Annotated in this window: 19 protein-coding genes; 5 read left to right on the top strand and 14 right to left on the bottom strand. The window is 54.7% G+C overall.

Features of this window, described 5'->3' with window-relative positions; translation table 11 throughout:
• Positions 1-5,520 (top strand): DEAD/DEAH box helicase, encoded by a 5,520-nt coding sequence (locus BMY98_RS18435; RefSeq protein WP_245760091.1) that lies wholly within the window; start codon positions 1-3, stop codon positions 5,518-5,520.
• 385 nt (positions 5,521-5,905) lie between these two features.
• Here BMY98_RS18435 and BMY98_RS18430 read toward each other — a convergent pair whose 3' ends face one another.
• From BMY98_RS18430 to BMY98_RS18370, 12 genes are all read right to left on the bottom strand, one after another.
• Positions 5,906-6,262 (bottom strand): hypothetical protein, encoded by a 357-nt coding sequence (locus BMY98_RS18430; protein ID WP_074891537.1) that lies wholly within the window; start codon positions 6,260-6,262, stop codon positions 5,906-5,908.
• Positions 6,263-6,435: 173 nt separating this feature from the next.
• Positions 6,436-8,682, bottom strand: coding sequence for a DEAD/DEAH box helicase (locus tag BMY98_RS18425; RefSeq protein WP_074891535.1), 2,247 nt, complete (start codon positions 8,680-8,682; stop codon positions 6,436-6,438).
• Positions 8,683-8,786: 104 nt separating this feature from the next.
• The gene (locus tag BMY98_RS18420; RefSeq protein WP_074891533.1) at positions 8,787-10,244 is read right to left on the bottom strand and encodes a DUF6094 domain-containing protein; all 1,458 of its coding nucleotides are present in this window, start codon (positions 10,242-10,244) and stop codon (positions 8,787-8,789) included.
• A gap of 44 nt (positions 10,245-10,288) precedes the next feature.
• Positions 10,289-10,879: a hypothetical protein gene (locus BMY98_RS18415; protein ID WP_074891531.1), complete on the bottom strand. Its 591-nt coding sequence runs from the start codon at positions 10,877-10,879 to the stop codon at positions 10,289-10,291.
• Between the two features lie 69 nt (positions 10,880-10,948).
• Positions 10,949-11,467 carry a hypothetical protein gene (locus BMY98_RS18410; RefSeq protein ID WP_074891529.1) on the bottom strand — a complete coding sequence of 173 codons (519 nt, stop codon included), beginning with the start codon at positions 11,465-11,467 and terminating at the stop codon, positions 10,949-10,951.
• An 80-nt stretch (positions 11,468-11,547) separates the two neighbouring features.
• Positions 11,548-12,159, bottom strand: coding sequence for a DUF3275 family protein (locus BMY98_RS18405; RefSeq protein ID WP_074891527.1), 612 nt, complete (start codon positions 12,157-12,159; stop codon positions 11,548-11,550).
• Between the two features lie 104 nt (positions 12,160-12,263).
• Entirely contained in the window at positions 12,264-12,596 is a 333-nt protein-coding gene (locus BMY98_RS18400; RefSeq protein ID WP_074891525.1) for a hypothetical protein, read from the bottom strand.
• Between the two features lie 142 nt (positions 12,597-12,738).
• Positions 12,739-13,200 (bottom strand): STY4534 family ICE replication protein, encoded by a 462-nt coding sequence (locus BMY98_RS18395; protein WP_074891523.1) that lies wholly within the window; start codon positions 13,198-13,200, stop codon positions 12,739-12,741.
• 97 nt (positions 13,201-13,297) lie between these two features.
• Positions 13,298-13,561 carry a hypothetical protein gene (locus BMY98_RS18390; RefSeq protein ID WP_074891521.1) on the bottom strand — a complete coding sequence of 88 codons (264 nt, stop codon included), beginning with the start codon at positions 13,559-13,561 and terminating at the stop codon, positions 13,298-13,300.
• Positions 13,562-13,851: 290 nt separating this feature from the next.
• Entirely contained in the window at positions 13,852-14,193 is a 342-nt protein-coding gene (locus BMY98_RS18385; protein WP_074891520.1) for a hypothetical protein, read from the bottom strand.
• A 1,019-nt stretch (positions 14,194-15,212) separates the two neighbouring features.
• Positions 15,213-15,995 carry a hypothetical protein gene (locus BMY98_RS18375; protein WP_074891515.1) on the bottom strand — a complete coding sequence of 261 codons (783 nt, stop codon included), beginning with the start codon at positions 15,993-15,995 and terminating at the stop codon, positions 15,213-15,215.
• A 51-nt stretch (positions 15,996-16,046) separates the two neighbouring features.
• A complete protein-coding gene (locus BMY98_RS18370; protein ID WP_074891513.1) occupies positions 16,047-16,733 on the bottom strand; it encodes a hypothetical protein in 687 nt (228 codons plus the stop codon).
• 368 nt (positions 16,734-17,101) lie between these two features.
• Here BMY98_RS18370 and BMY98_RS18365 point away from each other — a divergent pair, with 368 nt between their 5' ends.
• The 4 genes from BMY98_RS18365 to BMY98_RS18350 all read left to right on the top strand — a co-directional run bounded on the left by BMY98_RS18365 (position 17,102) and on the right by BMY98_RS18350 (position 19,992).
• Positions 17,102-17,398, top strand: coding sequence for a hypothetical protein (locus BMY98_RS18365; protein WP_074891511.1), 297 nt, complete (start codon positions 17,102-17,104; stop codon positions 17,396-17,398).
• Positions 17,399-17,615: 217 nt separating this feature from the next.
• Positions 17,616-17,975, top strand: a complete 360-nt coding sequence (locus BMY98_RS18360) for a hypothetical protein (protein WP_074891509.1) — start codon at positions 17,616-17,618, stop codon at positions 17,973-17,975.
• Positions 17,976-18,117: 142 nt separating this feature from the next.
• The gene (locus BMY98_RS18355) at positions 18,118-18,450 is read left to right on the top strand and encodes a hypothetical protein (RefSeq protein WP_074891507.1); all 333 of its coding nucleotides are present in this window, start codon (positions 18,118-18,120) and stop codon (positions 18,448-18,450) included.
• A gap of 276 nt (positions 18,451-18,726) precedes the next feature.
• On the top strand, positions 18,727-19,992 hold the full coding sequence (locus BMY98_RS18350; RefSeq protein ID WP_139214532.1) for a phospholipase D-like domain-containing protein: 1,266 nt from the start codon (positions 18,727-18,729) through the stop codon (positions 19,990-19,992).
• Between the two features lie 291 nt (positions 19,993-20,283).
• Here BMY98_RS18350 and BMY98_RS18345 read toward each other — a convergent pair whose 3' ends face one another.
• Both BMY98_RS18345 and BMY98_RS18340 read right to left on the bottom strand, forming a co-directional pair.
• Entirely contained in the window at positions 20,284-21,258 is a 975-nt protein-coding gene (locus tag BMY98_RS18345; protein WP_074891504.1) for a hypothetical protein, read from the bottom strand.
• A gap of 55 nt (positions 21,259-21,313) precedes the next feature.
• Positions 21,314-23,020, bottom strand: coding sequence for a hypothetical protein (locus BMY98_RS18340; protein WP_083398828.1), 1,707 nt, complete (start codon positions 23,018-23,020; stop codon positions 21,314-21,316).
• Positions 23,021-24,192 lie beyond the last annotated feature (1,172 nt).

Here is a 24,192-nt window from a genome sequence, read left to right as displayed (position 1 = left end):
ATGACGGCTGAGTCGACTGGTGTACATGAAACAGCAAAAGGACTAGCCGACAGTTTGAGGCAATATATCGAGGCTCAGTACCATATTCGGGACGAAGGCTTGGTCAGAGAACGCCACGCGCTCTTGCTGGCGAACGAAACCATTGCTCAAACCCCTTATGTTGAGGCGACGCAGGTCTATAAAATAGGGGAGTCCTACGATGCTCTTCCGATCCCGCAAGCCGCAGCATCGGCGCTGAGCAAACTTTCGGTAATGGGCCTCGGTTTGTACCCCCGTCCTTATGAACACCAGTCTCAGGCATTGGCTGCATTTCTGGGGGAGGAAGCCGCGGACCTTGTGATCGCGACGGGTACTGGTTCAGGTAAAACTGAAAGTTTTCTGATGCCCGTTATTGGATCGCTTGCGGTCGAGGGAGAGGAGCGTCCGGACTCTGCCGCGATGCCTGGCTGCAGAGCAATGCTGCTGTATCCCATGAACGCGCTGGTCAACGACCAGATGGCGCGTATCCGTCGAATCCTGGGTAATCCGGATGCAGCTGGTATCCTGGCTCAGGGCAGGAGCACCCCTATCCGTTTCGGTAGCTACACGGGTCGAACGCCATACCCCGGTCGGCGCTCAGCCGATCGTGATGAGCGCTTCATCAAACCTCTGTTCGAACAGTTCTACAAAAAAGTCGCGACTGTTCCAGCAGTTCAGCATGATTTAGCTCGTATCGGACGATGGCCGAGCAAGGATTTGGTTGGCTTCTACGGAGATGACTCCGTTCAGACCAAAACCTATGCGTCCGGAAAGCGGATGGGCAAAGAATTCATTTCAAAAAATTGGAAGGGGCGCCTCAAGACTCAACCGGGCGATCGCGAACTGATGACTCGTGATGAGATGCAGACCCGATGCCCTGAGCTGCTTGTCACTAACTATTCCATGCTCGAATACATGCTCATGCGGCCCATCGAGCGTGACATCTTCGAGCAAACAAAAGACTGGTTGAAGAGCGATGAACGGAATGAATTCATCCTGGTCCTTGACGAAGCTCACATGTACCGAGGTGCTGGCGGTGCCGAAGTCGCACTTCTGATCCGTCGTCTATGCGCCCGTCTCGATATTCCTCGGGAGCGGATGCGGTGCATTTTGACAAGTGCGAGCCTTGGCAACGGTGAAACTGCGGCAATGGACGGTGAGCGTTTTGCCCGCGATCTTACAGGGTTGCTCGAGGAGTCATCGCGGCGCTTCCGGGTAATCTTAGGTACGCATGAGCCCCGGTCGAATGAGCGTTCCGTTACTGTTGATCAGATCGAAGCGCTGGCGGATTTCGATCTGGATGCATTTCAAGGTATCGCCAATAATTTTCCGGCTGCGACGGCCGCAGCCCTTGATCTAGGCAATCGGGTTGGATGGAAGTCATTTGCCGGTAATGATCATGCGGCTCTAAGGGACTGGTTGTTCGAAAATCTTACCGGCTTCGGGCCGTTAGAGAAGCTGATTGAATTAGTGTCAGGTAAAGCGGAGCAGTTGGACGCCCTGAGCCGTAAGCTTTTCGGTGATTGCCCCGTTCAACAGGCGGATAAAGCAACTGATGCGCTTCTTGCTTTGGGGAGTCATGCGCAGAGACGCTCAGATGGCCGGGTGCTTTTGCCGACTCGCCTTCATCTGTTTCATCGAGGCTTGCCTGGGCTTTATGCATGTGTTGACCCTAACTGCTCAAGCCGGCTTGCCGATCATAACGGCCCAACAACTCTTGGTCGCTTCCAAACGAAATCTTCGACGCAATGCAACTGTGATTCCAGAGCGCGTGTCTTTGAGTTCCTCACCCATCGAGATTGCGGCGCAGCATTCGTTCGTGGCTACGTTAGCGAGGACATGAAGTTTGTATGGCACCAGCCAAGTGGCCCTCTGTCGGACGGTGGAGTAACTACGCTTATGCCGATCGATATATTCGTCGAGGAAACTACTCACCCGAGAAGCCGACATATCGAAAAGTGGCTGCATATGGCGACTGGCGTCCTTACAGATGTCTGTCCGGAAAATAGCTTGGGATTTCGTAAGGTCCGCGTACCAGATAAAACGCCTGTTGGCGATAACATTACCTTTGACAACTGTCCTGTCTGCACCCGTAGGATCAGAAACGCCAGAGGCGAACCTTCCAAAATCATGGACCACGTTACCAAGGGTGAAGCTCCCTTTATTACTTTGGTTCGCACCCAGATGGCAAGACAGCCAGCGAGCCGGATGGCAGACGCCCGATACCCAAACGCTGGCCGTAAAGTCCTGATTTTTTCTGACGGGCGACAGAAAGCCGCGAGGCTTGCCCGAGATATTCCACGTGACATCGAATTAGACGTGTTTCGTCAAGCGATAGCATTCGCTTGTAATAAGTTACGCAGCCTTCCTAAAGAGCCGCGACCTTCTTCCGTGCTGTACATGGCCTTTTTGGCGGTCCTGACCGAGTTTGATCTGCCAATATTCGATGGTAACGATGCGAAGAAAGTTGAAAGTGCGATCGCTCTTTTCAAGCGAGATTGCGATGGGGATTTAGCGGAGGCCTTTGAACAAAACTCCGTGCCGCAGGAAACACCCTCAAGATACAAGATCGCTTTGTTAAAGCTGCTCTGTAGCAGTTACTACTCGCTCTCCGGAACAACGGTGGGCTTCGTAGAACCCGCGGCCCAGAAACTTAAAAAAATAGGACAAGACCTCACCTCCGCAGGGATTTTGCTATCGGATGGAGACCTTCGCGCGCTGGCCGTAGGCTGGATCGAGTCATTACTACAGGATTTTGCGTTTGATAAGGCAATCGACCCGATTTATCGCTACAAGGCGGCCGGGTATCCGAAGCAACCTTGGGGCAGTAACGGCAAGTTTGACAAACCACTCAGGGCTTCCCTCATGGCCCATTTTGGCGTCACGAGCACAACCCTTGATTCCATCGAGGCGACGTTTTGCAGACACCTGGCAGAAGATGAGAGCGGCGTCTGGTTCCTATCTCCAAACTCTCTAGCTCTGGTCGTGGATCTGGATCACGTGTGGGCGCAATGCTCTCAATGCACCGCTCTAACGTCCTTCGCATTGGCCGGGAAGATATGCCTAGCGTGCGGCAGTGATACTGCTGTGCTGGTCGATCCAGCAACGAGTGATTACGTGAATGCGCGGAAGGGGTTCTGGCGGCGGCCGGTGTGGGAGGCGCTTCAGCCAGGAGCGCGGCTGTCTAACCTTAGTGTGGAGGAGCATACCGCGCAATTATCAAACCGTGACCGGAGCAAGGTCCATGCAACCACGGAACTGTACGAATTAAGATTTCAGGATGTTCTCATCGATCCTAAGGACCGCCCAATTGATGTCCTCAGTTGTACCACCACTATGGAGGTGGGTGTGGACATCGGTTCGTTAGTAGCTGTCGCTCTGAGAAACGTGCCGCCACAGCGCGAGAACTATCAGCAGCGCGCTGGCCGTGCAGGACGTCGCGGTTCTTCCGTATCCACAGTTGTGACTTACTCGCAGAATGGGCCACACGATAGTCACTACTTTTTAAATCCAAGACACATTGTCGCTGGACCGCCTCGTACTCCAGAAATCAAAGTGGATAACGCGAAGATTGCTCGCAGGCATGTGCACGCTTATCTGTTTCAGACGTTTTTTCATGAGGTTATGGCTCAAACGCCCAACCTTTCCGTCGAAAAGACATCCCTGCTGCAAAAGTCGCTTGGCTCCACGCAGGACTTCTTTTTTGGGAGCGCAAATACGGAACTGAATCTACACAGCTTTGAATCATGGGTGTCAAAGAATGTTCTCGACGCTAATGCGCCTCTCAAAACATCCGTCATTGCGTGGCTTCCGCCGAGCCTGGACACCCGTGGCCTCAGCTTGGTTGAATGGCTGCAAAATACCGCCGAATCGCTCATAGAGAGCTTGCGCGATTTAGCTGCAGAGCTCCCACGGGAAACGGTTGCGATAACTGATTTAGACGCCGATGAGGAGAATCCGGTTGGAGAAACTCTCGATCCGGTGATCGAGCAGAAAGAGCTGTTGGAGTTTTTGTTTTTTCACGGCTTATTGCCAAGCTATGCCTTCCCCACCAGCCTGTGCAGTTTCTTGGTCGAAAAGATTGTGAGAGGCACTGGAATGCCGGAGGTTCAAACACTGCAGCGGCCGCAACAATCGATCGCCAAAGCGTTGAGCGAATACGCGCCGGGACGACTTATCGTGATCGATCGAAAAACCTATCGATCAGGCGGGGTGTTCGCCGATATGCCGACGAGTGCAGTCAATCGCGCAATACCACTGTTCGACGATGCCAAGCTCCATGTCCACTGCAAGTCCTGCTCTTTTGTCCGAAATCCAAACAAGCTCGGAGGCAATGGCGGCGTATGCCCGGTATGCAATGGCGAGCTAACAGAGGAACAGATGATTCTGCCGCAGGTTTTTGGCCCTGAGCGAGCTGATGATTTGCCAGAGGATGATCGTGAGCAGGAGATAACCTTCGCCACAATGGCCCAATTCCCCCAAGCGGTGGACCCGGAAAACTTTTCGTTCCGGGATTGCGGACCTAATGCCAGCTACACGCATGCGACCGACCAGACATTGGTGACGGTTAACCGAGGCAGGCAAGGCGCCGAGCAGGGCGGTTTTTCGGTATGTGTTGAATGCGGACATGCCTCGGTTTACGACCAGCAATCCCAAGTCGGCGCTCATGACCGGCCTTATAAGTTGCTCGGGCCAAAAGGCACTCCCCTCACGTGCTCCGGAAAGTTCGCGAAGGTGATCCTTGGGCATGATTTCAAGACCGACCTGTTACTTTTAAGGCTCAAAATTGCCGAACCGCTTGCCACCAATACGGTGGACGTCGTGGTGTTGCAGATGCTTGAGGATGCCCTGCACTCAGTTGCTGAGGCTCTTAGGCTCGCCGCGAGTCGCCACAGGCAGCTTGACTTGGATCCGTCCGAGTTTGGTTCAGGCTTCAGGATTGAACCTGCCCTGCAAGATAGCGTTCGGACTTTGGAGGTTTTCTTATACGACACCCTCGCGGGTGGTGCTGGCTATGCCGAAATAGCGGCAAGGCACATGCCTGAAATTCTAGAAGACACCATTCAACTTCTGGAGACCTGCACCTGCGAAACTTCTTGCACGGAGTGCCTGAATCATTTCCACAACCAACACCTGCAGCACCGACTCGATAGAAATCTTGGCGCAACGCTTCTGCGTTATGCGGTTTGGGGTGAGGAGCCCGTCTGTTCATCCCCTGAGGAGCAGGCTGATACTTTGTCTCAACTGCGGGCGAGCCTAGAGTTGGACGGATATCGATGCACCGCAGTTAAGGACGAATCAATGCCACTGCTCGTGGAGCGGGATGGTAAGCGTGTCGCAGTGGGCTGTTTTCCAGGCCTCATCAACACTCCCGAATTTCGTCATTCCGTTGCAGATGCATTTGGGGTTCAAGGTCATGTCGTACTGAATGAATATCTGCTTCGATCAGATTTGCCAGGTGCGCATCTGAGAGTTAAGCGGTGTTTCAACGAGGGACTGTAGCCACCCAATAAAGCTGCCGGTCAGCGCCGGCAGCTTACAAACCAAGTGCTGTCGGCGGTGGGTTCTAGAATCATTCTGTCCCGAGATGCAACATGATCTTGCACGAGGATCGGCCCTTCAGTTCGTAAACCTTGCATTACACCGCATCGTAGAAAATGACCTACAACGCTTTTACAGCAGCAGCCCGCAACCTTTTGGTCGTCTCCTAACCAAAGATTAAGCGGACTTCCATAGCGCCCTTCCGCAACCCTCCCTGGTCATCGACGTGACTCTGAACGGCTTTGGTTGTCCTAAATCGGCAATTTCGCTCCGCAAGCATTCCTCACGTCCTCGCCGCTTATGGCGTTTAGTAGTCATCGTAATGGCACCACCCGAGAGTCGATGTTCATAAATCTCCACGCAAAACCGGCGCGTCAGGGCGCGTCAAATCACGTCGAGCCTTGTGTATCGCTTCCAACTGCTCCCGACAGCTTTCCAGACCAGCAACTCGATTCCCCAAGGCCGACTTCTCCCGTTGACAATCCGACAGCTGAACCTCGATCTTCCTTAACCGAGCTCGGAGTGTGTCCCGCTCAATCGCGACGTCCGCATGCATGCCGATCAGCTTCGCCATGTTCTTCCGATACCGGCTCAGCTCCTTCTGGAGCATGTGACATTCCTCCACAAGCAGGCGCGACTGCTGCTCGAGCATTTCTTCCCGCGTGAATCCATCGGGCCACTCCGTTTCCACTTCGGCGTCCATCGGTTAAACCCTAATACTGTTTGCATATACAGTACTTGGTCGCGACTCCCAAATGCCAGCCGAGGTGACGAGCAGCAGGTCGACCCACCAGCTTGCTCACCTCGTTGGCGCAGCGCCGCAACGGCCTCACATTTTTTGGGCCAAAAAAAAGCCACCCGAAGGTGGCACGAATTTCACAAAGCAATCAGCTGCCTAGCCAGCGCCATCTCAACCGAGTCCCCATCCTGGTTCAAAGAGTCGAGACCCGACTCAGGCACGTCTCCCGAGGTGCTCTGAGCTACGGCAATCTTCCTGGCCATCAATTGCAGACAAGTGATTTGCGATGTTCCGGCATAGCCGAAGAACACTACTCGCACCGGCTGCTTCTGACCGATTCTCCATGACCGCCGCGACGCTTGCTGCAGGGTGTACACGTTGTATCCCGTTTGCAGAAAAGCGATGGTCGGAAAGTCGAGCAGATCAAGCCCCGTTTTCACCAGCTCCGGGTTTGTGATCAGCACGTCGATACCGCGATCAACCTGATCGAGAATCCAGTCTTCTCGCCTGGCGGTGTCGACGCTGGCTCGAAGGACAGCGACCTTCAAACCTGCAGTTTCCAACACTCGTTTGAGTCTGGCGGTGGTGTCTCGTGTGCCGGTATATACGGAATAGACCAGCACCTTGCGGTTGTTGGCTTTCTCCGACAGGCACAGGTCCAGCAGTGCTTGTTCCTTGGGCATTAAGTCCTCATCCCCGAAGATCGACGACACGTAGGCCAGCGTGTCTTTGGATCGAGGGTGTTTAACCACCTCCGGACGGAAGCAGCAGTCGGGCCATGCCAGCAGCACGTTGAGCACCACTCCCAAGAGCGTGGTGTCGCGGCGAGCGAGCGCCTGGCGCAGTTCAGCTGTGAGTGATGTGGCGAGTTTCTGGTAGGCCAAGGCCTGATCAGGCGCCATTGGGATGTCGATAAACTCCTCGTGGTAGTCAGGCAGAACGCTGCCGCCGATGTCTTTGAGTTTTAGGAACACGGTGAAGGGGAGCACGAAGCGGTGGATGCCTTTCGGTCCAAATCCAGGCGCTTTTACCGTACGTACCGACAGTTTTTTACCTTTCGCCGTCTTGTGTGAGTCGCCATCGCGCTCGGTGTAAATGTCTTTCAGGACTCCGTGATCGCGCATGAAGGACATGGCTGCAGGTGCCATGCTGCCGCGCGCGCTGGGTTGGTAGCCGTCTTCGATCATGCGTCGTGTGAGAACGCGGAACAGGAGGTAGAACAGATCGTCCGCATAGCCGCCCATGAGTGTGCCGGTCAGCAGCAAGGTTTTTCGGGCCTTGGCTGCCAGCACTCCCATAGCCTGGCCTTGAGCCGAGCCACTGTTTTTGTACTCATGTCCCTCGTCAATCACGAGCAGGTCGAAGCATCCATCGGGCAGGTATCGCTTGATGAACTCAGTGGGTTGATAACCGCCTTCGCCGAAGCCGAACTCGATGTTCGCCATCGCACGTTCCATGCGCTTGGCCTGGCGGTCGTTGAAGATGAAATTGCCATCGGAGCCCATCAAGTTGATGAACTCCGATACGTTGTCCACCAGCATTGAGGCGAGAAAATCCTCTCCGAAATCGGTGAGCAGCCGTTCAGCCCGCACGGGGCCGATCGTTGGGATGCGGCACATCGATTTGAGTATGGTTGAGCGGCGAGTACCGCCATCTGTTTTGCCCGGGCGCATCAAGGTCCAGAGCGCTGCGTCACAGCGAGAACAGCGCCGGCGGCGTTCCTCTCGCTGAAACTCTTCGATCGTGACCAGATTGCCCTCTTGCTCCTCCAGCACTCGGCCGCAGTCCGGACATCCGGCGAGTATTCGACCTCCGCCGGCACGTCGTTGCCAACACGCCAGACGCCAGTGAAAACCCATCCGCATCCGGACTCGGCCGAGAATGAAAAACTCTTGTCGCCCGTCGTGAGGCAGCTCCAGCTGCTCCCGCAGCTTGAGCAACTTCATCAGGGTATCGGGTCCATTCAGCACCCAGACGCGAGCATCGGGGATGGTTTCAAGGATTTCCCGGCGCCACTTGTAGACCAGGTGCGGTGGAGAGATAACCATGGTTCGACGATAGCCGGCGGCGTGCATCACTGCTGCCACGGCGATGGCCATCATGGTTTTGCCAGTGCCCATTTCCGCGTTGATGATGCCGGCCTGCTCGTTGCGATCGAGTAGAAGCGCGGCGATTGCCTGGACCACTTCAGCCTGGGCTTGGAAGGGCTTGCGTTGCAGTTGGTCCATTACTCGCTGACGAGCTGCGTTAGCGTTGCAGGCGTAAACCGGAGGGTTTGAATGATTGAGAGATTCAAGCAGATCGTCACCGAACTCTTCGATGAAAGCGGTGAGGCCGATAGTCAGGCTGTCGGACGGTGCGGGTATGTGGGTGAGGTCGTTCATGGTGTTTCTCCTTTGAGGATGAAACAGGGCATGCACGACACCCGATGGGTATGGTGAATACCCTGCGGGTCTGGCTGGATGGGTGGTGAGAGGCGTAGTGAGTTTCAGTAGTCGGAGGGCAGCAACACGGTGGTTGCACCTCTGTCCCTATCAGTGATGATCCAGAGTCGGGTCTCGTCGCCGGCACTGATTTCGTAGCAGGAGATCAGGCGATCGCCTGTCTTCAGCGCGCGTTGGTTGCTGTTCCAGTCGTCTTCGCTCAGCTCACCCCAATCACCCGCGAAATGCCGGTCGAGGTAGAAAATCGCGTCGAGAAGCCGGTTTTCAACGAGGTGCTGTACCGACTGCGTGAACAACAGCCGGCCGGATTCAAATAGCTCGGTCGGTGACGGGGTTGGAGGAGCCGCCGCAACCGGGAGATCCGGTTCAGGCGATGCGTCTGCTGATGAGCTTATGGTGACGACACGCCCGAGATGTTCGGAGCCCGGCGTCATGTCCCACGCCCGGATGATGGGCACGAAACGATCAGTCAGGATCCGCGTTTCAGAGACGTTACCGTCTTCGTCCTCCGTGAATTCGGTCTTTGCGACCTTGTCTTTGTGAGTATCCCCTTTGAGCGCCAGGACTCGTCCAGAGCGAGAGGTGACCACGCCTGTAATCGCCCCTGCCGCGAGTGCAAGTGCGAGATGCCAGCGCGATAACGCCTTGACCGGAGGCCGAGGTCGAGCGCCGGTTTGACGGAAGTGGAGGACGAAGTCAGGCCAAAGGCCCTTCAAGCGGTGGATTTCAGCGCCGAACTGCTCCGGCTCCAAGGTCATGCGGTAAAAGTGCTCCAGCTCGTTGACCACAGGCAATACCGCGTACCGCTCCCATGGCCAAATCGCGGGAAGCGCTTCGGCAGCTTTTTCCCCAGCACCGATCGCCCGCATTAGGTCGCGCATCTCAGTAACGTTACTGGTTCTGCAGATGTCCTGTCTGCGTACACGGATCCCGAAAATCACAACTTGCTTGAAGGTCGGGTCCGCAGCCGCATGGATACGCAGCTCGGCGAAGTGACTGCACAGCCACCCACACAGCTCATCGTCCAGGACGTAGTGTGGAACGATAAAAACCAGCACTCCGCCGTACTGCAGGAGGGGCAGCGTTCTTTGGTAGAACAGCTTTTCCAGGCGTCGCCGGCCGGTGCCTTGGTACTGCGAAGTGCCGGCCTGATCGGAGACCAGATCGCCGTAAGGTGGGTTGAGCCAGAGCAGCCCGAAGGACTGTCGACTGATCATTGTGTCCATGAGATCGCTGTGCAGCACACGATCAAGCAGCTTTCGAGCATGGTCTGCGCGCTGGCTGTCGTACTCGACGGCGAACGCTTCGACCTGCTCTCGCCCAAGCAAGTGGGCGGCCTCTGCGAGCGCTGCGCCTTCGCCAGCGCATGGGTCAAATATTCGCATTCTTCCCGTCGAGCTTGGGGCTAACGCCTGGAGCGTACGCTCTAGAGTGATTTCGTCGGTTGGGTAATAACCATTGCGCGCGAAATTGCGAGCAAGGCGAGGGAACATGAGAGCCATAGGGCCTCCTGGGTTTCTGTGCGTAAACGCATCGCGAAAGTGGGTCAGTTGGTGGTGAGTTGCCCTTGGCGAATCAGATCGCCAAGTGCCTGCTCCAGAGGAGCGAGCTGCAGGTTGAGTTGCCAGCCGCTGATGGAGCCGATGGCTCCGGGAAGGGCCGTGAGCATCTGGAGCTCTGTCAGCACTTCCAGCACCGGCGTTTGCCAGTGCGGCAGAAGTGGTAAGGGACAGGTTTCGACGATGAGCGGCCAGAGACTGGCGCCCACTTCGGTGTCCCTCTCCAGAAGTGCGTAGGCGAAGTGATTGGCGTGGTCAGGTTGGGCGCAGCGCTTATCGAACAGCCAAAGGTGCACCAGGCTCCCGAAGAGCGTGCTGCGGTACTGGCGGGTCGTACGTTTCTCAAGCTGATCTGCGTTCGGGAAGACCGGAAGACTCCGGCCATCCTGCAGGATGTGAAATTGCGTCAGTCCATTTTCTGCTGAGCCTAGGGTCAGTCTCGCCAGGAACTCTTGCAGCGCGGTGTCGCGCCCCCAGAGAGACATGAACACCAGATACCGTCCCTGGTCACAAACGCATGCGTCTACGTAAAGGTCCGGGCACTCCTGGATCTGGAAGAGTTGCGTTGAGCAGATCATGTGAGCCTCCATGACGGAGGGCACTCCCCCGAAAGGGCAGGAATGCCCCTCGCGGGTGTGATGTAAGGGTTAGATGAAAACAGGGTTTAGAACGGCAGATTGTGTCTGCGCTGGCGTCTCGCATTGCCAGTGATTCTCCACAAACGCTTCACGATCAAAGTCGAAAACTTCGAACATTGTCCGGGCGCCATCTGGATCAACGGGCGTGCAATACAACCGACCTTGGGTATTCAATCCCGCTGCCCAGTGCGTCCCCAGCTTGAGAAGCTGGCCGGGGCGATCCTGTAGCAGCGTGCGGTATGCATCGAGCAGTTGGTCGTAGTTCAGATGTTTGTGATGGGGGAGTTTTGTCTCGGGAGCGTTGCTCGCAAGAGTGAGTTTTTGAAGCAGCAGGCAACGCCCGTTGGTTGGAATTCCTGTCGTGTAGCGAGGCCGCATTTCCACTGCAGCGTCTGCCTGCTCAGCGGTAAGGCCGAGGTCGTCCACCAGCAAATCCCACAGGTCCTCGTCGACAGACGAACATCCGGCGAGCAACGTTTCGATCTCCGCCAGAACGGGGAGGGTGAGTGTTTTTAAAACTGGGTTCATGTGAGCTCCTGGTGTGACAAGGAGCGCCCTGGAGGGGAGCCCCTCGAGGGTGGTTTGGAACGGAAAGTGGTCAGTGATAATCAGGGCTGGCGGGTGGTCAGGTTCCAGATCTGTTGTTTGAAGTCGTGCACGTAACCGAGCTCACCCAGGCGAGCGCATTGCAGACGTAACTGCTGACGATCCACCGTGGTGTCCAGTCGAACAGATGAGGTCAAGGGCCAGATCGTGCCGAAGAGCTCTGCGTCACCGTCTTCGGAAGAGGTTGATGCCGCTGGGTTGGTTTTCACCATGCCGAACGGTGCTTCGTCATCTGTGGTTGCTTGTGAGGACCTTGTCTTAGCAGGTCTTCGTGGTGACGGTGATGCAGCAACAGTTGCCTCTTCGTCGATAGGGTCCGTTTCAGTGTTCGATAACCTGTCGGCCTCCTCGGTGGTGAGATTGTCGACGGCATCGAGTGTCATGCTGTCCAGCTTGGCGCGTATCTCGACGACGAGCCTGCCGCCGTTGGTGTAATAGGAAGGACGGATCTCGGTGATCGCGAAATCACCTCGGTATTTGCCTTCGTTGTATTGATCGAGGAGGGCGTCCTTGATGACGAACTCGCCGATGGAGGTTGATAGCCGCCCGACGTTGAAATCGCCGTTTCGGCCACTGATGGTGCGGATGGCCAGGTGGCCGGGGAGAGTGATCATTGGCAGCTCCGAGCATATCGAGCACCCGCCGTGAGGCGACTGCTCACGGATATAAAAAAGCCCGACGAGATCGTCGGGCTTTAGGTGGTCTTGTTATCGCAGGGTTAGCAGCGAAGCACGGGTTCTTCGTCTCTGAGGGAAATGCACAGATACGGAAGGCCCGTTTCGGATTTAATCGTGTGAAGCGTCAGGTCCAGCCAGACATACGCGGATCGATCTCCTGCTGGAGGGAAACGGTACAGGCCGAAATCAACGTGGGTTTTATCGGGTTGAAAGCTCAGTTCCCTGTAAGCGGTCAGGACAACATTTCCCAATCGGCTACTGATCTCTGATGTGTGTACAGGATCTTGGATGTGAACAGCCTCCTGCCAGGCCCCCGGTGTTAAAACCACAGGGAGGTTGCGCGGCTCGGCTGACACCTGATCGATGGTGGTCATTTTCGTACTCCAGGCATGAGAAAACACCTGGCCCGATCGGGAGATGTTTTCCCGGAATCGGTTGATCGGTTGAGGTAACGGTGAAAGCAGTCAGGACATCATTGGCCCCCGCAGGCGCCGTTTAATCACGCACTGGGCAGCCTCAGGCAGCGGGTGCGCATGAGGCTTCTTCGCTGTTCAGTACGTGTTCGGCGGGAGTGTCCGCCTCACGAGGTTTGGCTTCATAGACGGTTTCGCCATCCACCTTGATCCAGCCGATAAATAGCAGCCGTCCCTTGAGGCTCGCGCCGGGTTGACCCTTCTTATCGCCTTTCTCGTAAGTGAACGCGTCTGCCCAGATGTCGCCGATCCGAAAGCTGACAAGAACCTTCTTTTCGGCAGAGACCGCTTCCTGGCAACGGCGGATCAGCTTTTCAGCTTCTGCACCTACCACGTTGCAATCGATGTACGAATATTCGACCGCATCGGCGGATCCGTGTAACGCAGCAATAGCGACAGCCATGAAAGGGCTGCCTTTGCCGCGCGGTTTCACTTCCCGGATTCGGTTCAGGTAACCGATACCGGTGGTGTGCAGGTCGAAGAACTTTGCGTCTGTTGTGCTCATTGTGATTCTCCAGGTGCTGGTAAGCGGACGCGGAGAAACACTTCGCCCTTCGGGGAAAGGATTTCCCCGCGAGGGTGGTAGAGCTTGAGGTGGGTTGTTAGTGCATGAATTTCATGGCTGCGATCAGGATGCCTACGGCAGCTGACAGCATGACGCCCATGCGAAGGGTGAGCTTGACCTCGAGCTGAGAAATTTCAGTCTTCAGTTCCGCAGTGAGGTCGGTGCGCAGAGCAGTTACATCAGCTTTGGTTGCGAGTAGCGAGTGCATGTCGTTCTCCAGAGCGTCAATCACTGCATTTGCTTTCTGTTCAGGAACGTTGATCGAGATCAGCGCTTGATACAGAGCCAGTTCGGTTTTCATCAGACCTCCAAAAAAACTCGAGAGGCCTGCCTTGACGGGGGAGGCCCGTCGAGGGTTGGGATTAAATGCTTCCGCCGACTGTGTCGACTGATCGCGCTTCCGGAAGCTTGGCGATCTAGGGGGATCAATGCGATCAATCGCATCGCAGTCTTGAAGATCTTGACTGCCTGGGCATGTTGCTGACGACGTCAGCGATACATGGGTCAAGAATGGAAAAGGTCTCGAAAAATGTCAACTTCTTCGTTTTTGAAAAGTGCGCTGCAGCGCGTTGCTTGAGCGCGGTGCGAGGTTTAGATCAGATCAGCCAGTGGCCCCATACGCAACGCGGATGGTTGAGGCTCCGGTGAGTTGACCTGGCGTTTGCACTGACGGCGCTTGCGAGCCGCTTTTGTGATTTCCCGAGTGTTTCCCTCGTACCAATCATAGAGATCGACGCCCTTAGCGCGAACGATCGCCGGTGTCTGGCTGAGGTCAGTGACCTTCTTTGGCGGCAGGCATGGGCCCGGCAACGAAGTTTCCGCATACGTCAGAGGGTAGGTTTGGTTCGGGGCTGGCGGCTGAGTCACGGCGCGGATGATTTCCCGGGTGACAGTGCCGAGGGCGAAACCGATTTGGTGAGTGAGTGCGGACATAGGCTTCTCCTGCAGTTTGAAATGCGGAAAAGCACCTGCCCTGTCGGGGAAGTGAATCCCCGCGAGGTGAGTAGTTTGAGATGCTTCTATCGACATCGTCGACCGGCCGCGCTACCAGAAGCTTATCGGCCTTGGGTGGATCGAACACGGTGACCGTGCTGCAGTCGCGATGATCCAGACTGCCTGGGCATGATGCTGACGACGTCAGCAAAACACGGCCTAATCATTAATGCGGGAGGGGAAACGTGTCAAGCGGCAGGAGGGGAAGGCGGGGAATTGGGAGGATTTGCCGAGGGCCACTTGGTCGGTGGTGGCCCTCAGCTAACGTCGAATCAGAAGGGAAAAAAAATGCCACCTGTGGCAGAAGGTATGTCATCGATCCTTGGGCATTGATCGAAACACCCCACTGATTCACCTGGCCGATTATCGTGGCTGAGGCCAGCAAACATAAGGCACGCATCCGCGCACAAAAGGAGCCCTGCGTTTCGCCGGCGGGCCACCGGCAGAGAAAAGCGGCTACCAATGGGTAGCCTCATGATCCTTCGCAAGACCATCAGGCTATCCATTGGGTGAGCTTTAAAAAGTGTGGGCCACAACACCAGTGCGGCCCTTCGATGACAGTGCTTCGAACCTCAAGAGAATCCTGTGTGCCTTTGGACTCGCGATTCACGAGTTGACGGCTGCGTGTCTTGCTTTGAACAGGGAGACACAGGGAGCATTCTCAACCAGATCCACACGCCCTTCCCGGAGCTATGCGTGTTTGGGTTGGCATTGGGATGAATCCCATTACCGGGTGCTACTGATGACCGTCAGTAGCCAGCGGGGTGAAAAGCTTGGTGCCGATAGTACACGAAAAAAAGCGGCACTGAAGACCAGAGCCGCTGCACTGCTGAGCAGTAAGCTGGGCAAGCCAGCTACGAGAGGGGGGAATTGCCGCCCCACCCCAGGCGGTGACTACAACAACTACCTTTGCCAGGGAGAGCACGTTTTCTTCCGTAAGGAAGTACGCGACCTCCAACTCAGTTCATGACGCTTTCCTTCTGCAAAGTGGCCAGCTTGGCCAGTATCTTCGCCTTGGCGGCGTCCAGCACCGCAGGATTGGTCTTGCTCGACAGCTTCTCGCGAGGCTTGCCGCCGAGGAAGTAACTGATGCGCTCGGCATTCGCTCCTGATGGATGTGGTAGTCCATCCAGCAGTTGTTCTGGCTTTAGGAGGCCTTTGACTTGCAGGTGCTGGAAGACCTCAGTCACCTTTGGACCCAGCGGGACGTAGAGACACAGCGGGCCCAGTGTCTTGATTTCCTCTGCCAAGTGAGTTTCCACCTGGTGGCGAAGGCTTGAGCGACTAAGCATTGCAGGACTGCCGCTGTAATTTTGGCCGTCCAGAAATACCGGGTAGCGCAATGCGGAGGTGTAGTGCACCAAGTGTCGGTGTGTATCGAAAAGGCGAGCACAGCTGTCGACACCCAGCAGCCTATGGACACCGACGTGGTCGAGCATGTTGATCAGATTAGCGCGCATCGCGCCTGCGAAACTGGCTGTCTCCTTGGCCGCCTGCCTGGCTTGGTCAACCGAGGCTCCGTGGCGCAGCTGCTTGCGGGCTTCGTCAAGTGCGCGGCTTGCCTGCTGCAGCCCCGGGGTGATGCCGCACAGCACGATTCTGGCTCCGGTGTTTACGTAGTCAAACGGGGCATAGAAGGTTTGTAGGCTACCCTCCGACGAGAGCAGCAGCTCGGCCGGCAACGCGTTGGCAAAGTTGTGGGTGGAGGAGGAAAGCACGGTGCTGAATTGTTCGAGGCTCATGATGTTCTCTTTAGCGATGGCTGGAAGTTGATGGTTAGGGTGGTGTAAGGATCAGTCAGCACGGGTGACGACGAACCCCCTCCGACCCTTCAGCCAGCGCAGCGCCTCAGATGAGTCGACTACGGTCTGATTCTTTTCTTTCCGAGTTTTCAGTTGGTCCGCTGCTGTGGGCTGGGCAGCGTTGCGCACCGCACGCTCGGACATCTGACCCAACACCGCGATCTCCCTAAGCGTCAGGTAGCCCGTTGTGTCTTGACGCAGCAGAGCGGGCACTGAGTCCTCGTCAAATTTTGCGTGGGTGTCCAGATCGAGTCGGGCCCTCACCAGCGCATGAAACAGAAGATGTTCGATCTTCTTAGGCTCATATCGCTGGCGGCCCCTCACTGTTGGTGAAAACACCTCGATACCTGGTCGCGCAGAGAGCACCAGAATCGCCAGGCATCCCCATGCATCGTTGATCTGGTCTTCCGTTTCTCCGTCTTTGATCAGTCGCAGCCGGCCATTGATTGCGTAGTCGTAGCAGTCATTTGCGACAGTCTGGATGCGTGCTTCGCCTTGGAATATCTGATCTAGGTTGGTTAGTTTTGAATCGTCAACCTGACCGTGAAACATTGTCAGAGAAGCTCCAAGCCATCCCATATAGGCGTCCTGTGCCTCTTGGAGAATTTCGTCCAGGCCTAGCTTCGTCTCGGTGGGAATGAAGTTCTTTTCAAACTGCTTACGCCAGTAGCTGCTCATCGTTTTTGTACTCAATCAGCGGGTATGGGCGAAGACTAATCTCAAAATATTACATTGGCAATGATTATTTTATGATTATTAGTGTGATTATTCTGGGTTTCGCCAGATCTCGTTGCCGGTCTGAGGACGAAAGTACGTTGTTGAGAAGCGGGCTGATCAGCAATTTCGTATGGAGCAACAAGCTCAGGCCGGACTCGTCACGCGGGGTTAGCACCTGATGCATCACAACAGGGCCCAGGTGCCTGGCGGAATTCGTGGAGTACCGGCCTCATAAAAAGGCGACCCGTCTGACCTCATTGAAGCCTTTGCCCTACAGCGTATTTGGGACGAGGCGTGGCTAAATTGGAGCGTCCAACGGGAGTCTTACGATGAACGCACTATTCCATATGAGGGAGCTTGAGAAGGTCATGCTCAGTGAAGCTCGGGCTTCTGTGAACCATCTTCGTTGCCTGGCGGCAAAGCCGTTGAGCCATCGGCAGCGCTGCGAAGCGATAAGCCTCGAGGCGGAGGCGAGCGCTTACATCAAGCTTGCAAGGTATGAATGCGGTATGAGCGACGCCGCCGCTGATGCGCTTGAGAAGTTGGACGACGAGTTGGCTGAGGTGCTCGATGAGATAAGGAGAATGCCGCCCAAAAAAATTGTGTTTCTCGTTCGCTCTGGATAAGACGGGTTTGAGGTCAAGTTTTGGGTGATGCTTTGCTTTTCAATGTGTCGCCCTCGGGTGTACGGCTTCTACCTGCCGTTGCGTTGGAGTCGGATCGCGTGATCTCGAACGAGCTGGCACTGAGCGGCCGATTTCTTGAACGTCTTGGTATATGTCGCGTGCGGCAAAGCCGTTATGTAGGCCGCGATACTATCCCCGCCAAAGAAGGAAACCTGCAATGCCTCTGATGATTAATGCTGCAGAGCTGAAAGGAATGGTTGATCAAATTGATCAAGCGCCTAAGGCTGAGCGCTATCCCGGTAACCGCTGGACGGATCGTAGTGCTGAGCTCCCCCCAATCGCGAACAACGTTGCGCACCCCGTGGCCTCCCACGCTCCAGTGCCGGACATCAATGAGTCAAGAGCGCAGCACGTCCGTGCATTGGAAGCGGTGGTGACGTGCTTACGAAATTCGATCATCGCCGCTGAGGATCGTGAGCCCACCGTCTCGTTATCTCATGTGGGGCAAATGGCAGCGTATTACGAGGCGCCCGAAGGTTTTTTCGACTGGATTGAGACCATGCGTGACGTACGCTGAGCTAAATTGCGGTAAAAGACGCACCTGAAATCTAAATCAGCGCATTAGGCGAATTAGAAATATGAGCGGGGAAAGTGTCGCGCTGCATAGCCGCGTGCGCATTTGACCGCGCGAGACTTAAGCACTCCCTGGATGATTAATCATGAACACAGATTTGACTGAAGATGAAATGCGGAGGGCGCTCTTTGGCTCGCCAGAAGCGCCTGCTCCGATACCTGAATCGCCTCCACCAGAACAGGCATCTGCCATTGTGGTCGGGCCTCCCGTAGATCTTAAAAAAAATAAACCTGCTAAGTCGTTCACTCCCAGAATGAGAGTCACCCTGCGGGTTGGCAATGTGTTCGAGGGAGAGACACAGATGCTCACTCACGACGCTGAAACGTTGAGCACCCTGCAGGCGGAACTTGACGCCACGAAGGCTGCGCGAAAAAAATTCAAATACGTGGAGGTGGTCTCTGTAAAACCTGCTGGATAAGTCTCATCCAGCTCCTAATCCAAACTCCCACCTGTTCACCGCGGATCCTGATCTCAGCCATCAGTGGCGCCGGCTAGCTTGTCAGCAAAACATGGATTATCAGGATGCACGCGCGGAAAGCGTTGGCGGGGGCTTCTCGATAGGATGGTTAGGAATGATTCTTCACTTGGGCTTGAGCCCGTCTTGGTAAATTCGTATGAGGGTGAGCCGAGCTCGTTGATCTTCAATAGCACTAATGCCAGCCTGTAGTCCTCCCAAATGGACAGGACGTCTCAAGTGAACCACTCGAGCATCTACACCAACAGCCCTGGCCAAGATCAGGTGCTGCGCCCGTACACAAGGTTGATGGCCAGCGCGTCGCACATTCGCCTTGCCGCACCTTATTTCACTCGTGCCAATGAGATTGTCGAAGCAGTTCGCCGTGGCGCCAAGGTTGAGCTATTGGTGGGTCTCAACGCTTCAACTCAGCCCGACGCGCTGAAGCAGCTGCTTACTGCCGGCAAGTGCTCGATTCGGTATTTCACGGACGATTTTCACGCGAAAATTTTTCTTTTCGATGGCGTGGCCATGCTCGGATCTTCAAACCTAACTGGGGGCGGTCTGATCAACAATCGCGAAGCAGTGATTTTGCTCGACCAACCTGGCGATGAAGAGCGCGTCCATGACGTCGAGCAGTTCTTCATTGAGGTCTGGGATAGCGCCGAGGTTTTAACGCAGCAGGTCTACCAGCAATTCAAGGATGTGTGGAATCATTCCAGTCGAGCGATCCGCCACGACCCTTTCAACAATCTGAAAGCGGTGGTTCCGGCCACCGTTATGGTGGGGAGCGCCCACAAAACAGGCCAGCAGCTCTACCTTGGTGAACTGCAAAAGACGATCTACGAGCAGTATCTGCCTGCGTTCGAGGAGGTCTCGGCGATATTGGTGGATCAACGATACCGCCGACCCGAATTCATCGGCGTGCCTGTGAGAATCGAAACCAACCGTTTCCTCAATTGGGTTCGCCTGGAGCACGCCATAGGTGACGAGGCTTGGCAGAAGGCGGCGGTTCGAACGCCTGAGGATCGGAAGCGCCTGATCATGGACCTAGGGGGGAAGTGGACTTCCACTGACTCACCGCGCATACCCGACAACTACCTCCAGTTGATCGGTACTCTCCAGCGAGGATTAGGATCCCCTGAGGCGATCCGGGCCTGCAGCCGCGAGGAGTTGGTAGAGGCCTTGATGTGTATCCACGCTTTCCTCGAGCAGCTCCGGTTTACGAAAGGTGGCGTCGAGGCACTGCCAGCAAAGTTTTGGCACAACAACGACGACAATCTGCAGCGCGTTCAAAACACGTTGGTCCACCTGATTCATGGGAGTGATGATTTCGCGGCTCGAATCTGCGACGTCATTTACGACCCCAAGTACAGAATCAGGGTGTTTGGACGTTTTTGCGCTCTAGAGCTGGTGGGGACACTGCGGCCTCATGAGACCCCGCCCATCAACGGCCGAATGGCCAAAGCACTCCGTTACCTCGGTTTCGACGTGCGGGCTACTTAAAAGGTGTGTGCCCTGACACATCATGGTGGCGGCCTAATGGACTGCTCCATTTTGATAACCATGCAGCTACCAACAGGGGTAATGTGGAGGGCCTCCCGCTCAGTCGAATAGTACTCATCAAGCGATATGCGCGGCCCCGGCAACTTCACCGAGTTACCAGCGAACCGCGCGACGTATGAAAGAGCCATCTGATGAAGCCAGACAGCAGTTGAGGCTAGCTTCGTGGCTTCCTTATCTTGAGGGATGATAGATCCCGCAACCGAGTAACCCTTTACGTTACTCTGAAAGTCCTTAATTCAAGCTCGACTGCGCGGACGCATGCGCGGACTTGTACTCACACCGTAGACGTAAGAAATTGGTCGGGACATCTACCGATCCTTCAAAAAATTCAGCAAAGTCGAAGCTCTGAAGCCTGTAAGGAGCGACAAGAACGGCCTCCTGACCAGCACCCAAGAAGATCACTGGCAGACTGGGAGCGACATTGCTGCACTCATGCGCGTAGTTGAAATCTAGCGCATGAGCAATGAGGTAAACTTTCCCAGGCACCCGAGAGTCTGCGATTTGGTCGTGGGACCAGCCCCAACCAAAGTACAGAATCACAGTGGATACAAAAAACGCAAGTACCGAATACATAGGAGGCTCGTGCGCTTCTATGCCCGCGAGCTTACCCTTGATCCAGCCTGCTCCAATAAGTCCGTGTACTATAGAAAGACATAGAGCAACAGTGAGGATGAAGGGTAGCACCAGCTTTATGATTATAAGGCCTGTAGTAAACACCAGTGTGACAGGTAATGCCGAGGCATCCACATGAAAGACACCGTTCACGTAGGCCGCTGCGCTTCCTTTAGAATACAGCACTACTCCCGAAAGGATGATAGAGACCAAAAACTTGGTACTCGCAAAACTCCACAACGATCGAATAACGGCTGATCGTTCTAATGACACGCCGATGAAGATAGTACAAAAAACGACGGCCCATAAACGAAACGCAACGGTGTGTTCTCGGACCCAGTCGAAATCACTTGTGGCAGAACGGGTAATGGCAAGCATGACGCCCAGGATGCCGATAAGTCCCAGCGCCCAGCTGATCTCAGAGCGACGCCGGTCCTCATTGTCCCCCTGCACTGAAAGCCACTTCCCGAGCTGCTGGTGAATGTCCCGTACGTAATATTTCAGCGACCTCTGACGCCCATGAGCGAGATCCTGCTCCCCGCCCTGTAGTTCATGCCGTATTTTCTCGAGGTGTTGCTCAATTTGCAGGCTCATCTTTTCATCCACTGAATTTTCAAAAAGGTTTTAATTGTTTCTCTACCACAGGTGTCTAGGCGGTAATTCCGTCGTCCTCGTCCATCACAGGTTTCTGTGATCTCAAAGATGTAGCCATGAACGCTAGTTTGTTTTTATTTTGCTCAAAGGCATATACCGCTGCCAACGGTACAGCCGTCACCACCACTCCGGTGAGCACTCCAGTGATAGCTGAATTGAATTGGTTGAGAAGAGGTATTCCGCTTATGGCTGTCGAAACAGCTCGGCCGACGTATACACCGACAATCGCTGAAGCCGCTCCCGCTAACAGTATTTTCATGCTGTCAAGTTTGTTTAAGTCGTTGCTAAGCATCACGCGAACGCAGCGAACTACGCTCAGAGTGCATTCCCTAATAAGCCCCAGGACGAATGCTGGAATCTTGATTATTAGCGAGATTAGTATTTGGGGGATCACGCTTAACGAGCCAGCCACGCCAGCCTCCAACCCCGTCTTTTTCGCTCTAACCCAAATTTGACGCTCCTCGAAACGCTCGGTTAAACGAGCTCGAATTCGATCAACAGCGTCTGTGGAGTTTTGAAGCCATCCGTCTTCATTAATAACATTACCTTTCGTTGCCAGTGACTTCAGCTCGTCAACGAATATATCAATCGTCTCCAAAACAATTAGCCCAACGATCTGTTGCGCAGCCATTGCTGCGCCCGTCAATGCTATAGTTTGCCCAACCTCCTGCAAAGCAGCCAAACGATGCTCACTCCGCTTATCAGCCGCGCGCGAATAAGCTTCCGCAACCTCTGCTTCACTGACTTGGACGACTTTTAGGGTTCCATCTCGCTGTTTGATATCGATCTCGAGAACGCCGGGCTTTCCTTCTACTGGCCGTCCCCTGTCCTCGATATATTTGAGAACATCCCTTGATCCCATTGAACGATTCAACGAATGATCAGCGAAAACCAGATTTTCCCGAGCGTTGATTAGATCAAAATATTGATCATTCGTAGTGCCGACCCGAATGATCGGATCAACGTACAGATCCTTTTTAGAAATAACGTGTTCAATATCTGCTCCCGCCGGGTCAAGTGGTCTTGATGAGTTGTAGCCGTTGTCAAGAAACGCGGCGGTAATACTCGCGTCATTTCTTTCATTCACCAGGTCCGCGAATGGTTTGGAAGCTTTGATTTGATACGAATTTTCCGCTACGAAGGTGGAGTAGCGATCCGTTAAGTTTTCGTACTTGCTGGCACTATGGTTGTCGATATCATTTAAAACTCCGCCTAAAGCAAAGGCGGCGATAGCGCGTCTCATAGCTTCATGCTTGCACTGCTCAAAGATATCATCAACGGTCTGAGCCGGGACAGGCAGTCGCCGCCTTATGTCGTCAACCATTTCCATAGTCGTTTTGTCGACTTCAAAAGTTGACCGGTAAAGCTCTGTTACCTTGGCTGTTGAAAGATCTCTGTAGTTTGTGAAATTGCGTGAGTAGAACTCTGTCTTGGCCAGTTCGCTGTAGTCAAAGCTGTAAATAGCTTCGCTAGCTGTATTATGTATCACGCCTAATTTTTCTTTAGCTGAGACGTAAGCCTCGACGCTTGCTTCTTTTGTTTTAGTCGCTGCTGCCGTTGCTGCTGTCGCTGCAGCGTCTGCTAATCCCGAGGCGGCCTCCTTGATGTCAATACCCGCAACTGCCTCTGAGGCGCTTGAAATAGTGTGCGACACCGACTTCTTGACCGCCGAAAGCTTCCCGTCTAGCCACCCCATGCTCATCCCGCTCCCTAGCTGATTCCATATCAAATACAACGTCCAAGACCACTCATTCTATGGCCAACTTCAGCTGTAAAAGCGCTCATCGGGAATTATCGGCAATCGACGGTACTTCTTGATCACGTCTGGTCAGGATTTTCTGTCCAAGATGCGGCTGAACCCAGAGCGATGGTGCTGAGTCGTCTAAGCCGACGTCCTCAGGTCGAAGTCTATCGACAGGACGGTCGCCGCCAAGGTGTGCTGAACCTATAGAAGTCGAGAGCTGACTCATCGGACAGCGTACCGATCCGCGCCACAGTTGGTGGTGCCTTGAGCTGTTTGAATCGCGGCATAGCGCCTACGAAGGGCAACCAACCGATAGGCCGAGTCATTGATGCAATGATGCGCCCGCGCGCTTTCGGCTTAGCGTGATATGCACATGCGATTTAACGTGGCGTCAAGCTGGACGAGTCCTGTTGATCAAGTGCATTCGAACTGTCAGCCAGTAGTCGCTTATCATCTTGGAGTATAGAGGTCGATTTGCGATCTATTCATGCACATCGACGTTGGGAGAGGCAGGGGCCGAAGCCCCCGCTCTGCGGCTTAGATTTGCTGAATTAGCCGTATCAGCCGGATCGACCAGTAGGCCGTTTGCAGGACTCTGATCAGCTCTTCTGGAATGAATCGCTTCATAGCAATTTCCTCGGAGGTGGAAGGGCCAAGCGGACTCGCCATCTTGGAATCTCCACATAACTACGGCGTGCCGTCGCGTTGTGTTGACGACTACCAAAGCTCGCAATACTCTAAGAGGGTCAAGGTCTTGTTGTATGCGTTATGTGTTACGGCGATAGTAGCCGTAGAAAAAGGGCATTTCTAGCTTTGTAGCGATGGCCCTGCTCTGGAGCCCGCCTAGTGCGGGCTCTTTTGCGCAAGGGCAGTTTTCGCAGAATCGCCTCTCTGAGGTGCCTAGAGGTCTCCCGGATGCTTCTAAGTGCACTTTCTCGCAATCTGCACATTTGCACTTCACACCTTCACCCTTTAGGAAAAAAACGATGAACGGTATGGGTGATCTATTGGTTTGAACCTTTTGTGGTGTTGGCGTGCCTAGCAATTGAATCTTCTGGCGTGTTCAAAAAACCTCCAATCAGCCAACTGCGGTTGCTGGAGTCGCCCCTCCGAAAGCTTTTACAATAGTT

The organism is Pseudomonas graminis (genome assembly GCF_900111735.1).
Taxonomy (GTDB): domain Bacteria; phylum Pseudomonadota; class Gammaproteobacteria; order Pseudomonadales; family Pseudomonadaceae; genus Aquipseudomonas; species Aquipseudomonas graminis.
This window is presented reverse-complemented; position numbering and strand designations above follow the sequence as displayed.